This is a genomic window from Nocardiopsis sp. YSL2, assembly GCF_030555055.1.
Classification (GTDB): domain Bacteria; phylum Actinomycetota; class Actinomycetes; order Streptosporangiales; family Streptosporangiaceae; genus Nocardiopsis.
Map to the genome: position 1 here is coordinate 4741832 of NZ_JAMOAO010000001.1, position 11590 is coordinate 4753421.

An 11590-nucleotide genomic window follows, 5' to 3' on the forward strand; every position below is an offset into this window, starting at 1 on the left:
CCGGAGCCGCTTCGGGGCGCGTCCCGTCTCACCAGTCCGGGTAGACGGCGGGGTCCGCCGGACGCCGCTGGACGGGGCGGGTCGCCAGGGTGGCGTCCGCGCCGGCCGCCAGGGCGACGTCCACGCAACGTGCGAAGCGCACGTCACCCCGGTCCTGGGCGTGTTCGATCAGCGCACGCAGGGCCAGTGCCCGGCTGGGGCGTCCGGTGAGGAAGGGATGGCTGGTGAGGTTGAACAGACAGCCGTAGTGGCGCATCGCGTCCAACTCCGCTTTCCACAGTTCCAGTGCCTTGCGCGGCGACTCGATGACCGAGCCGATCGCCGGTTCGGGCAGGAACGCGTACTGCTGCCAGTCGTCCAGTGACCAGTGCACCGGAAGCTCGACGATCCGTCCGGCACCGGTGTCGAGCGCGTAGGGCCTGTCGTCACCCATCAGGGAGGAGTCGTAGACCAGCCCGTGTTCGGCGACCAGCGTCGCGGTGTTCCAGGTCGCGGCCCACATGGCGGCGCGGTGCCCGTGGATCTCGATGTCCTGGTCGGCGAAGACCCGCAGGGCGCGCTCGAAGTCCTCGCGTTCCTCTGCGGGGGCCATGTGCGTGGGGGCCCGGTGGCTGTAGGAGTGGTGGGCGACCTCGTGGCCGCGGTCCTGGATCCGCTCGGCGAGCCCGGGACGCTGCTCGGCGACCCACCCGGGGACGAAGAAGGTCGCGGGGACCTGGAGGTCGTCCAGGAGGTCCAGCAGGCGCGGGACACCCACGTCGGGGCCGTAGGCCTGGTGGCTCATGGTCATGGCGTGCTCGGCGTAGCGGTGTCCCTCGGCCAGCACGGGTGTCTCGGCGTCGACGTCGAAGGTCAGCAGGGCCACGGCGGCGGCGCCTTCGTTCCAGGTCGTACTCACAGCTGTTCCTTACCGGACGTGGCGTCCGCGGACGCGAACGCCGAACGGAGGCGGCCGGGGTCGTCGAGGACCTCGATCGCCAGCGGGGTGGGGCCCTCCCCGTTGATTCCCACCAGGTCCTGCGGACAGGCGGACACGATCACGACGCAGTCGAGCTCCGCCCGGAACGTGATCGCGTCACCCGGCCGACTCCTGGCGGAGTGCCAGGCGATGTCGGTTCCGTCGATGACGGGGATGTTCATGAACACGTTGATCGGCTGCGGGGCGTCGGTGACGGATATGCCGTGTGCGGCGGCGGCCTCGGCGAGGTTGGCCGCGCACGAGCGGTGTCCCGGGTCGGCGCCCAGGTCGGCGTACCGCTGGGGGTCGCAGGCGGGGACGAGCATGTCGTGGGCGCCCGGTGAGGTGTCCTCGACCAGGGTGAGCAACGGGCGGCGACGGTTGGTCACGAAGGTCTCGCCCTTGCGCGGGAAGAGTCGGCTGAGGTGGGCGCGCGTGTGTCCGGCGCTGTGGTACTCGGCCGGGTCGTCGGCGACGAAGGCGAAGACGTCGCCGACCTGGCCGCCGTCGGTGTCGACGACCCGAACCGACCGCCCCGCCTCGACCCGGACGGATCGGGCGTGGCGCGCCGGGACGACTGTGCGTACTGAAGATGTGCTCATGGGGAGAGTCCAGCATCGGGGCCTCGGGAGTTCCATGGATGTTGTCACATGAGAACGTCGCTCACATGGAGATTTCTCCATGTCCCGAGGTGGGGGGCGGCCACGACGATGGGGGAGTGCCAGGCCGAGCGAGCAGGAGGAGAAACGCGATGGGACAGCGGGACCGGCCGCGACGCGGTCCGTTCACGGGGCGGGGCGTCCACGAACTGGGCGAGGACCTGCGGTCCGGGCGGGTGAGCGCGGTGGAACTGGCCCGGTCGGCCCTCGACACGGCGCTGGAGTCCGGGACCGCTTTGGGCGCGTTCGCACTGGTGGACCGCGCGGGGGCCGACACGGCCGCCAGGCGGGCCGACAGTGAGATCGCGCGCGGCCTGGACCGCGGTCCGCTGCACGGGATTCCGGTGGCGGTGAAGGACAACATCGATGTGGCCGGGCTGCCGACCAGGGCCGGATCGGCGCACCTGAGCGGGGACAGTGCGGAGCGGGACGCCGCATGCGTGCGTCGACTGCGTGCCGCGGGGGCGGTGGTGGTCGCGAAGACCACCACACACGAGTTCGCCTACGGCCCGACCGGCGACCGATCGGTCTCCGGCCCCGTGCGCAATCCCCACGCACTCGACCGGATGTCGGGCGGCTCCAGCGGCGGCAGCGCCGCGGCCGTGGCCGCGGGCATCGTGCCGGTGGCACTGGGCACCGACACCGGCGGGTCGGTGCGGATCCCGGCGGCCCTGTGCGGGGTGAGCGGGTTCAAACCGGCGCACGGAGCCGTCCCGGCGGCCGGCGTGTTCCCGCTGGCCGAGTCACTGGAGGACGTGGGCGTTCTGGCCGCTTCGGCCGAGGACTGCCGCGTGGCGGCCGGTGTCCTGACCGGCGCCCCGGACGTCGGCGGCCCGCGGACGCCGCGCCGTACCCGTGTGCTGTGGTTGCGGCCCCCACCGGGCGTCCCCGCCGAGCCGGAGGTGGTGCGCGCGGCGCGGGCGGCCCTCGGACCCGTGGACGAGGTGGTGGAGGCGGACTGGCCCGAAGCAGCGATGCTGTGGGACACCTTCACGGCGATACAGGGCGCGCAGGCCTATGACGTGCACGCCGAACGGGTGGAACGGGACGCGCACCTCTTCGACCCGGAGGTGCTGGAGCGGCTGGAGTCGGCCGCGGGCGTGCCGGGTTGGCGGTACGTCCGGGCACTGCGCGAGCGCGATCGGGCCCGGAGGGAGATGGCGGAGCTCCTGCGCGGATACGATGCCCTCGCCCTTCCCACGGTGCCCCTGACAGCGCCCCGTATCGGCCGGCGGCGGGTCTCGGTGGGCGGTGCGGAGACCGAGGTCCGCTCGGCGCTGCTGAGCCTGACCTCACCGTGGAACGTGGTCGGGTCCCCCGTGCTCAGCGTTCCCGCCGGCACCGTGTCAGGACTGCCGGTCGGCCTGCAACTGGTCGGGGCAAAAGGCGGCGAGGACGCGCTGTTCGAGCTGGCCGGTCAGGTGGAGCGCGGGTGGCGCGCCCCGCACGGTCCCGCCCGGCCACCTAGTTGAACGAGACACCGTTGTTGAGGAAGGGACCCGCGGGAAGGTTGGGAAGAGTGGGAGCCGCCACGATCCGGTTCTCCCTGCGCAGGAAGCGTGCGGCCACCGCCAGCCGCGTCGCGGCGTCCTCCGCTTCCAGCAGCCGCTGCTTCTCCGCCTGGTCCAGCACCGCCGAGGCGGCCACCGAGTAGGACAGGGCGATCGGGTCCTTGGGCAGGTCGGGCGAGGTCTCGGGCGCCATGCCGATCGCGGCCAGTCGCTCGCAGTAGACCTCGTACAGGTCCCGGACCCGCTCGGCGTGTTCCTCCACGTCCGGCCCCAGGGGCTCGGGCAGGAACGACACCGAGGCCCGCGCGTACTCGTCGGGGGAGGAGGGGTCGACCTCGGACAGGTCGGTGACCGAGAACCGGGCTCCGCCCTCCACCACCAGGTCGTAGCGCCCGTCGTCGTAGGGGCGCACGTCGCGGATCACGGCCGTGCACCCGGTCGCGCTGACCCGGGGCAGCGCCGCGTGCGAGCCGCCGGTCGTGGGCACGCCCGTCTCCGCGCCGCCCGCTCCCTGCCCGGACTCACTGGCCACCTCGTGACCCAGTTCGATCCACACCACCCCGAAGCGCCGCGGCCCGCGGGCGCTCTCCTGGGCGGCGGAGGACTCGGACCCGGTGTCGAGCAGTTCGGACACCAGGCGCCGGTAGCGCCGCTCGAAGATGTGCAGGGGGACGCTCATACCGGGGAACAACACGGTGTTCAGTGGAAAGATCGGCAGTGCCACGGGCATACCCCCAGTATGCCGGTCACGGCGTGCCGCGGGCGTCGCCGTTCCGGCACGGAGCGCCCCGGCGCGCTCCGCGCCGGAACACGCGAGCGTCCCGGGGCGGGACGGCCGGTTCTCCCCTCAAAGACCGGCCGTGCCGGCGCCCCGGGACGCGTGGACGGGCCACCCCCCGGTGGCCGTGGATCCGGCCGCGGTCAGGAGACCGCGGGGCCGGCCGTGCCAGGAGCGCCCTGGCTGCCGGAGTCCTCGCTGGGCATGTCGCGGGCGACGAAGGTCTCCACGTCGAACAGGTTGCCGTTGGAGCGGTCCACCACGTTGAGCAGCGTGGACATCGTGGCGACCTCCTCGGTCTGCTCCTGGATGAACCACTGGAGGAACTGCTCGCCGGTGTAGTCGTCCTCGTCGCGCGCCACCTTGGCCATGCGGAGGAACTGGTCGGTCACCTCGCGCTCCTGGCGCAGGGCCAGGGCGACGAGGTCACGCGGAGAGGTGAAATGCGTCTCGATCTCGTCCACACCAGGCATGGCGAAGTCGATGTCGCTGTCCAGGAGGAAACGCACGATCATCATCGCGTGGTCCCGCTCCTCGAGCGCCTGCTCGTAGAAGACCCGGGCCAGCTGGGGCAGGTCCTGGTTGTCGAACCAGGTCGCGATCGCGACGTACTGGTGTGAAGCGGTGAACTCGTGCCGCACCTGGTCAACCAGGAGACGGTGGAACTTGGAAAGGCCGCTATCGGAACTCTTACCTGAAGTCATGGCTCTACGATAACGCAAACAAAAGCAATATGCGAAACGCGGCGAGGCGCTCCGGAATTAGTTAGGCAAGCCTTTCGCAATATCACTGAGGTTAGGTATTCCAAAGTAAGGCGACACTTATTCGCCCCGTATGCGGGGAGCTGTTCGGCGATGTCCCCGCGGCGGCGTCCGCCCCGGTCTCCCCGGCCGCGCGCGGATGTGGTGTCCATCATTCGGACACCGCCACCCACCAGGCGGGCGGAGCACCCTAGACTGGGGCCGTGATCAGTCGAATCGACCTCCGAGGCACCCAAGGCGACCCCCGAGAAGCCCTTCCGCGGGCGGAACTCGACGTGGCGGCCGCCGCCGACCGCGTGCGACCCCTGTGCGAGGACGTGCGCCATCGCGGCACCGAGGCACTGATCGACCTCACCGAACGCTTCGACGGCGTCCGGCTCACCGACATCCGCGTCCCCAAGGACGCGATCGAGGCCGCCCTGGCCGACCTCGACCCGGTCGTGCGCGCCGCGCTGGAGGAGTCCATCCGCCGCGCCCGCATGGTCCACCGGGACCAGCGCCGCACCGACCACACCACCCAGGTCGTCCCCGGCGGCTCCGTGACCGAGAAGTGGATCCCGGTCGACCGCGTCGGCCTCTACGTGCCGGGCGGACGCGCGGTCTACCCCTCCAGCGTCATCATGAACGTCGTTCCCGCCCAGGAGGCGGGCGTGCGCTCCCTGGCCGTCACCTCCCCGCCCCAGAGCGCCTTCGGCGGCCTGCCGCACCCGACCATCCTCGCGGCCTGCGCCCTGCTGGGCGTCGACGAGGTCTACGCCGTCGGCGGCGCCCAGGCCGTGGCGATGTTCGCCTACGGCGCGGGCGAGTGCGGTCGCGCCGACATGGTCACCGGTCCGGGCAACATCTGGGTGGCCGCCGCCAAACGGCTGCTCAAGGGCGTCATCGGCATCGACGCCGAGGCCGGTCCCACCGAGATCGCGATCCTGGCCGACGCCACCGCCGACCCCGACTTCGTCGCCGCCGACCTCATCAGCCAGGCCGAGCACGACGTCGTCGCCGCCTCCGTCCTGGTGACCCCGGACGAGGCCCTGGCCGAGGCGGTCGCCGCACGCCTGGCCGTCCGCGTCGCCGCCACCAAGCACGGCGACCGCGTCCGCGAGGCCCTCGCGGGCCCCCAGTCCGGCATCGTCCTGGTCGACGACCTCGACCACGGGCTCGCCGTCGTGGACGCCTACGCGGCCGAACACCTGGAGATCATGACCGAGGACGCCGCCGGGGTCGCCGACCGCGTGCGCAACGCGGGCGCGATCTTCGTGGGCGACCACTCGCCGGTCTCCCTGGGGGACTACGCCGCCGGGTCCAACCACGTCCTGCCCACCGGCGGCTGCGCCTGCCACTCCGGTGGCCTGAGCGTGCAGACCTTCCTGCGGGGGGTGCACATCGTCGACTACACCCGCGACGCGCTGGCCGACGTCGCCCACCACGTGATCGCCCTGGCCGAGGCCGAGGACCTGCCCGCGCACGGCGAGGCCGTGGCCGCGCGGACGGCCCCGGGCCGGGACTGAGCCCGGCGTCCCCGCCGGAAGGCACGGGACTCGGCCACCGCGACCACAGCGGTGACGCGCCCCGGGCCCGTCCGGCACCCGCGCGCGGGGGAGCGGCCCGCGGCCGCGGGCCGGACGGCCGCCCGGCGCCGTCCTCGACGCACGGCCCCGAGCTCTCCGCCCACCGCGGGCACGCCCCGACGGACGGTCACACGAACACGAAACGAACCGCAGCCCGCCGCGGCGCGGGGCCCGACCACGCCGGGTCCGTCCGAACGGATGGCCCGACGGCCACAGAACCCACCGGCCCACAACCGAGCACGAGCGTGACACACGTGAGCTTCAGCCTGAACGACCTGCCCCTGCGCGACGACCTCAAAGGCCAGTCGCCCTACGGTGCGCCGCAGATGGACGTGCCGGTGGTCCTCAACACCAACGAGAACCCGCACCCGCCCTCCGCGCGCCTGGCCAAGGCCCTGGCCGAGGCGGTCGCCGAGGCCGCCCTCGACCTGAACCGCTACCCCGACCGCGACGCCGTCCGCCTGCGCGAGGGCCTGGCCGCCTACCTCGGCCACGGGCTGACCGCCGCCAACGTCTGGGCCGCCAACGGCTCCAACGAGATCCTCCAGCAGATCCTCCAGGCCTTCGGCGGGCCCGGACGCACCGCGATGGGCTTCGAACCCTCCTACTCGATGCACCCGATCATCGCGCGAGGCACCGGCACCGCCTGGGTGTCCGTCCCGCGCGACGCCGAGTTCCGCGTCGACGTCGAGGCCGCCCTGGCCGCGATCGAGGAACACCGGCCCAGCGTCGTCTTCCTCACCTCGCCCAACAACCCCACCGGTACCGCCGTGGACATCGCCGACATCCGGCGCCTGGCCGAGGCGGCACCCGGGGTCCTGGTCGTGGACGAGGCCTACGCCGAGTTCCGCCGCGAGGACACGCCCAGCGCCGTGACCCTCCTGGACGACCACCCGCGGCTCATCGTCTCGCGCACCATGTCCAAGGCCTTCGCCCTGGCCGGCGCGCGGGTGGGCTACCTCGCCGCCCACCCGGCCGTGGTCGACGCCCTCCAACTGGTCCGCCTGCCCTACCACCTGTCCGCGGTCACCCAGGTGGTCGCGCTCACCGCGCTGGACCACGCCGACGAGCTCCTCGGCGCCGTGGCCGACCTGCGCGCCGAACGCGACGCCCTGGTCGACTGGCTGCGCGGGCACGGCTTCGCCGTCGCCGACTCCGACGCCAACTTCATCCAGTTCGGCGAGTTCGAGGACCGCACGAGCGTGTGGCGCGCGATGCTCGACCACCAGGTGCTGATCCGCGAGGTCGGCCCGCCCGGCTGGCTGCGCGTCACCGTCGGCACCCCCCAGGAGATGGCCGCCTTCCGCGCCGCACTGCTCGCGGCCACCGGCCGATGACCACGCCACCACAGGCACGGCCTGACGGCCGCCTATCCTCAACGCCAGGAGGGACCACCATGAGCCGTATCGGACGCGTCGAACGCGCCACCAAGGAGACCAAGGTCAAGGTCGAGATCGACCTCGACGGCACCGGCGTCGCCGACGTCTCCACCGGCGTCGGCTTCTTCGACCACATGCTCGACCAGCTCGCCAAGCACGGCCTGTTCGACATCACCGTGCGCACCGAGGGCGACCTGCACATCGACTCCCACCACACGATGGAGGACACCGCCCTGGCCCTGGGCGCCGCCTTCCGCGAGGCCCTCGGCGACAAGCGCGGCATCCGCCGCTTCGCCGACGCCAAGGTGCCCCTGGACGAGGCCCTGGCCGAAGTCACCGTCGACGTCTCGGGCCGCCCCTACCTCGTGCACAGCGAGCCGGAGGGCATGGCGCCGATCATCGGACGCGACTACGACACCACCATGACCCGGCACGTCCTGGAGTCGTTCGTCGCCCAGGCGCGCATCGCCCTGCACGTCCACGTGCCCTACGGCCGCAACGCCCACCACATCGTCGAGTGCCAGTTCAAGGCCCTGGCCCGCGCCCTGCGCACGGCCACGGAGAACGACCCGCGCGTGAGCGGGATCCCCTCCACCAAGGGCGCTCTGTAGATGGACCACTACCTGTGGGGCCTGTTCTTCATCGTGCTGGCCGGATTCCTGGCCGGAGGCACCTACGCGCTGTGGAAGACCAACCGGGTCCTGGCCCTCGCCCTGGGCGGATGCACGGCGCTGGCCGTGGCCGCCGGCGTGCTCCGGCTCGGCTACCTCTAGTAAAGGAAGCACACCCATGCCCGCACACGTGGTCGTCTTCGACTACGGCTCCGGCAACCTGCGCTCGGCCCAGCGCGCGATGGAGCGCACCGGCGCCGAGGTGACCGTGACCTCCGACCCGCGCGTGGCGCTCGACTCCGACGGGCTCGTCGTCCCCGGTGTGGGCGCCTTCAGCGCCTGCATGTCCAGCCTGCGCGCCGCCGGCGGCGACCGCGTCATCGGCAAGCGCGTGGCCGGGGGGCGCCCCGTCCTGGCCATCTGCGTGGGCCTGCAGGTCCTGTTCGACCGCGGTGTCGAACAGGCCGGCGTGCACGCCGAGGAGCAGGCGACCGAGGGCTGCGGCGAGTGGCCCGGCACCGTCGAGCGCCTGCGCGCGCCCATCCTGCCCCACATGGGATGGAACACCGTCCGCGCGCCCGAGGACTCGGTGCTCTTCGACGGCATCGACCCCGACGACCGGTTCTACTTCGTGCACTCCTACGCCGTGCGCACCTGGGAGCTCACCTCCCACAACCCGCGCGTGAAGGCGCCCATGGTCACCTGGTCCGAGCACGGCGAACCGTTCGTGGCCGCCGTCGAGAACGGGCCGTTGAGCGCCACCCAGTTCCACCCGGAGAAGTCCGGCGACGCCGGCGCCCGCCTGCTGGCCAACTGGGCCGCCACTCTGTAGCACGACCGACCCCACCGAGTACGAGAAGGCACGATGACCGGCGAGACCACCCCGACCACCCCCGCCCTCGAACTGCTGCCCGCCGTGGACGTGGCGGGCGGCCAGGCCGTCCAGCTCGTCCAGGGCAAGGCCGGTTCCGGGGGCCAGTACGGCGACCCCTTCGAAGCGGCCACGGCCTGGCAGAACGCCGGTGCCGAGTGGATCCACCTCGTGGACCTGGACGCGGCCTTCGGTCGCGGCCACAACCGCGACCTGCTGCGCGACATCGTCGGCCGCCTGGACGTCAAGGTCGAGATGTCCGGTGGCATCCGCGACGACGAGTCCCTGGCCGCCGCCCTGTCCACGGGCTGCCGACGCGTGAACATCGGCACCGCCGCGCTGGAGAACCCCGAGTGGTGCGCCAAGATCATCGCCGAGCACGGGGACAGGATCGCGATCGGCCTCGACGTGCGCGGCACCACCCTGGCCGCCCGCGGCTGGACACGCGACGGCGGCGACCTGTTCGCCACCCTGGAGCGCCTGGAGTCCGAGGGCTGCGCGCGCTACGTCGTCACCGACGTCAACAAGGACGGCACCCTCAAGGGCCCCAACCTGGACCTGCTGCGCACTGTGTGCGAGCGCACCGACCGGCCGGTCGTGGCCAGCGGCGGCGTGTCCAGCCTCGACGACCTCCGGGCGATCGCCACACTCGTGCCCGAGGGCGTGGAGGGCGCGATCATGGGAACCGCGCTCTACGAGGGGGCGTTCACCCTGGAGGACGCCCTGGCGACCGTGAAGGACGTGAACCGGTGACCCTGGCCATCCGAGTCATCCCCTGCCTGGACGTGGACGCGGGACGCGTGGTCAAGGGCGTCAACTTCGAGAACCTGCGCGACGCGGGGGACCCCGTGGAACTCGCCGGGACCTACGACCTCGGCGGAGCCGACGAGCTCACGTTCCTGGACGTCACCGCCTCCAGCGGCAACCGGGAGACCACCTACGACGTGGTGCGCCGCACCGCCGACCAGGTGTTCATTCCCCTGACCGTGGGCGGCGGCGTGCGCAGCACCGACGACGTCGACCAGCTGCTGCGCGCGGGCGCCGACAAGGTCGGGGTGAACACCGCCGCGATCGCCCGCCCCGAGCTCATCTCGGAGATCGCCGAGCGCTTCGGCCGCCAGGTCCTGGTGCTCTCCGCCGACGTGCGCCGCGTCCGCGAGGGCGACGAGCCCACTCCCAGCGGGTTCGAGGTCACCACCCACGGGGGGCGCCGGGGCACCGGCATCGACGCCCTGGAGTGGTGCGAGCGCGCCGCCGACCTGGGCGCGGGGGAGATCCTGCTCAACTCGATGGACGCCGACGGCACGAAGGAGGGCTTCGACCTGGAGCTCATCCGGGCCGTGCGCGCCCGCGTCGACGTACCGCTGATCGCCTCCGGCGGCGCCGGGGCCGTGGAGCACTTCGTTCCCGCGGTCGAGGCGGGGGCCGACGCGGTGCTGGCCGCGACCGTCTTCCACTTCGGGGAGTTCACCATCGACGACGTCAAGCGGAGCCTGCGGGAGGCCGGCCACCCGGTGCGCTGAGCGCACGACGCGCGGAGGGTCCGGGGCGCCCAGGAGCACGTCGGGACCGACGACGACGGCATGACGGGGACGCACACCTTCCGCGCACCGACCACCTGCCAGGGCCACGACCGGTGGCTCCGCGCCCGCGGGGGCCGTGCCCACAAGGGCACGACCCCGCGCCCTTCCCGAAACACGTGGTGAACAACACGTCCGCCGCGCTCATCCCACGGGGTGAACGAGGATCATCCTCGTGGGGAAGGAAAGCCTCTCATGTCCACCACATCGCGCACCGGACTCACCGGCCGCCTCGCGGTCCTGTTCTCGGCCGGGCTCATGGTCCTGGCCGTCGCCCTGGCCGGCTCGTCGTCGGCCTCTGCCCACGCCGGGCCCGCCGCGCCCGCCCCCGCGCCCGCCCCCGGAGCCGAGGCCTGGCCCGACTACGGGACCGGCGACTCCGACGTCGACATCGCCGCCGCCAAGCTCCTGCTCATCAACCTCGGCTACGACCCGCACATGGACTACAGCCACCCCATCCCGTTCGACGGGCACATGGAGGCGTCGGTCAACGCCTACCAGGCCAACGCGGGCCTCACCCAGACCGGACGGCTGGACGAGCAGACCTGGCAGCGGCTGAGCGACGACACCTTCGGCCTCTACCGGCGCGGCTCCAGCGGCCACGTGGTCGAGGCGATCCAGCGCCTGCTCAACGCCAAGTACGCCCTCCACCTGTTCACCGACGGCCTCTACGGCCCCCAGACCGAGAGGGCGGTCCGCGGCGCCCAGGACCACCTGGGCGTCGGCGTCGACGGCATCACCGGGCCGGTCACCTTCCGCGCGCTCATCGCCTACCAGGACTACGACCGGTAGCACCGCACCCACCACAGGGCCGTTCCCCGGGCGGGGCGCGGCCCCTCGCCCTGCCACGGTGAGCGCCCCCGGCGCCCGGGGCCGCCACCTGGACGGAATAGCCCCGCAGCGGCCGACGCTGAAAC

13 protein-coding genes are annotated in these 11590 nt (G+C 72.5%); 9 read left to right on the forward strand and 4 right to left on the reverse strand.

Features of this window, described 5'->3' with window-relative positions:
- Window positions 1-28: 28 nt before the first annotated feature.
- Together M1P99_RS20830 and M1P99_RS20835 are read right to left on the reverse strand one after the other, a co-directional pair.
- Window positions 29-898, reverse strand: coding sequence for a polysaccharide deacetylase (locus M1P99_RS20830; protein WP_304454265.1), 870 nt, complete (start codon window positions 896-898; stop codon window positions 29-31).
- The gene (locus M1P99_RS20835; RefSeq protein ID WP_304454266.1) at window positions 895-1560 is read right to left on the reverse strand and encodes an urea carboxylase-associated family protein; all 666 of its coding nucleotides are present in this window, start codon (window positions 1558-1560) and stop codon (window positions 895-897) included. The genes M1P99_RS20830 and M1P99_RS20835 overlap by 4 nt, the downstream gene beginning before the upstream one ends.
- A gap of 149 nt (window positions 1561-1709) precedes the next feature.
- Here M1P99_RS20835 and M1P99_RS20840 point away from each other — a divergent pair, with 149 nt between their 5' ends.
- Window positions 1710-3089 carry an amidase gene (locus M1P99_RS20840; protein ID WP_304454267.1) on the forward strand — a complete coding sequence of 460 codons (1380 nt, stop codon included), beginning with the start codon at window positions 1710-1712 and terminating at the stop codon, window positions 3087-3089.
- Here M1P99_RS20840 and M1P99_RS20845 read toward each other — a convergent pair.
- Window positions 3082-3858 (reverse strand): LON peptidase substrate-binding domain-containing protein, encoded by a 777-nt coding sequence (locus M1P99_RS20845; protein ID WP_304454268.1) that lies wholly within the window; start codon window positions 3856-3858, stop codon window positions 3082-3084. The two genes, M1P99_RS20840 and M1P99_RS20845, sit on opposite strands and share 8 nt — an antisense overlap.
- Before the next feature lie 191 nt (window positions 3859-4049).
- Entirely contained in the window at window positions 4050-4610 is a 561-nt protein-coding gene (locus M1P99_RS20850) for a ferritin (protein ID WP_304454269.1), read from the reverse strand.
- A 260-nt stretch (window positions 4611-4870) separates the two neighbouring features.
- Here M1P99_RS20850 and hisD point away from each other — a divergent pair, with 260 nt between their 5' ends.
- The 8 genes from hisD to M1P99_RS20890 all read left to right on the forward strand — a co-directional run bounded on the left by hisD (window position 4871) and on the right by M1P99_RS20890 (window position 11465).
- The gene (gene hisD / locus M1P99_RS20855) at window positions 4871-6172 is read left to right on the forward strand and encodes a histidinol dehydrogenase (protein WP_304454270.1); all 1302 of its coding nucleotides are present in this window, start codon (window positions 4871-4873) and stop codon (window positions 6170-6172) included.
- A gap of 314 nt (window positions 6173-6486) precedes the next feature.
- Window positions 6487-7569 carry a histidinol-phosphate transaminase gene (locus M1P99_RS20860; RefSeq protein WP_304454271.1) on the forward strand — a complete coding sequence of 361 codons (1083 nt, stop codon included), beginning with the start codon at window positions 6487-6489 and terminating at the stop codon, window positions 7567-7569.
- Window positions 7570-7628: 59 nt separating this feature from the next.
- Window positions 7629-8222 (forward strand): imidazoleglycerol-phosphate dehydratase HisB, encoded by a 594-nt coding sequence (hisB, locus tag M1P99_RS20865; protein WP_304454272.1) that lies wholly within the window; start codon window positions 7629-7631, stop codon window positions 8220-8222.
- Window positions 8223-8384: a hypothetical protein gene (locus tag M1P99_RS20870; protein ID WP_304454273.1), complete on the forward strand. Its 162-nt coding sequence runs from the start codon at window positions 8223-8225 to the stop codon at window positions 8382-8384.
- A 16-nt stretch (window positions 8385-8400) separates the two neighbouring features.
- A complete protein-coding gene (hisH, locus tag M1P99_RS20875; RefSeq protein WP_304454274.1) occupies window positions 8401-9054 on the forward strand; it encodes an imidazole glycerol phosphate synthase subunit HisH in 654 nt (217 codons plus the stop codon).
- A 33-nt stretch (window positions 9055-9087) separates the two neighbouring features.
- The gene (gene priA, locus M1P99_RS20880; RefSeq protein ID WP_304454275.1) at window positions 9088-9846 is read left to right on the forward strand and encodes a bifunctional 1-(5-phosphoribosyl)-5-((5-phosphoribosylamino)methylideneamino)imidazole-4-carboxamide isomerase/phosphoribosylanthranilate isomerase PriA; all 759 of its coding nucleotides are present in this window, start codon (window positions 9088-9090) and stop codon (window positions 9844-9846) included.
- Entirely contained in the window at window positions 9843-10616 is a 774-nt protein-coding gene (gene hisF / locus M1P99_RS20885) for an imidazole glycerol phosphate synthase subunit HisF (protein WP_304454276.1), read from the forward strand. The genes priA and hisF overlap by 4 nt, the downstream gene beginning before the upstream one ends.
- A 252-nt stretch (window positions 10617-10868) precedes the next feature.
- Window positions 10869-11465, forward strand: a complete 597-nt coding sequence (locus tag M1P99_RS20890) for a peptidoglycan-binding protein (RefSeq protein ID WP_304454277.1) — start codon at window positions 10869-10871, stop codon at window positions 11463-11465.
- Window positions 11466-11590 lie beyond the last annotated feature (125 nt).

Bases quoted from the DNA above. Each gene is read 5' to 3' on its own strand.
- M1P99_RS20835 (WP_304454266.1), bottom strand. From the start codon at position 1,560: ATGAGCACATCTTCAGTACGCACAGTCGTCCCGGCGCGCCACGCCCGA.
- M1P99_RS20840 (WP_304454267.1), top strand. From the start codon at position 1,710: ATGGGACAGCGGGACCGGCCGCGACGCGGTCCGTTCACGGGGCGGGGC.
- M1P99_RS20845 (WP_304454268.1), bottom strand. From the start codon at position 3,858: ATGCCCGTGGCACTGCCGATCTTTCCACTGAACACCGTGTTGTTCCCC.
- M1P99_RS20850 (WP_304454269.1), bottom strand. From the start codon at position 4,610: ATGACTTCAGGTAAGAGTTCCGATAGCGGCCTTTCCAAGTTCCACCGT.
- hisB (WP_304454272.1), top strand. From the start codon at position 7,629: ATGAGCCGTATCGGACGCGTCGAACGCGCCACCAAGGAGACCAAGGTC.
- M1P99_RS20870 (WP_304454273.1), top strand. From the start codon at position 8,223: ATGGACCACTACCTGTGGGGCCTGTTCTTCATCGTGCTGGCCGGATTC.
- hisH (WP_304454274.1), top strand. From the start codon at position 8,401: ATGCCCGCACACGTGGTCGTCTTCGACTACGGCTCCGGCAACCTGCGC.
- priA (WP_304454275.1), top strand. From the start codon at position 9,088: ATGACCGGCGAGACCACCCCGACCACCCCCGCCCTCGAACTGCTGCCC.
- M1P99_RS20890 (WP_304454277.1), top strand. From the start codon at position 10,869: ATGTCCACCACATCGCGCACCGGACTCACCGGCCGCCTCGCGGTCCTG.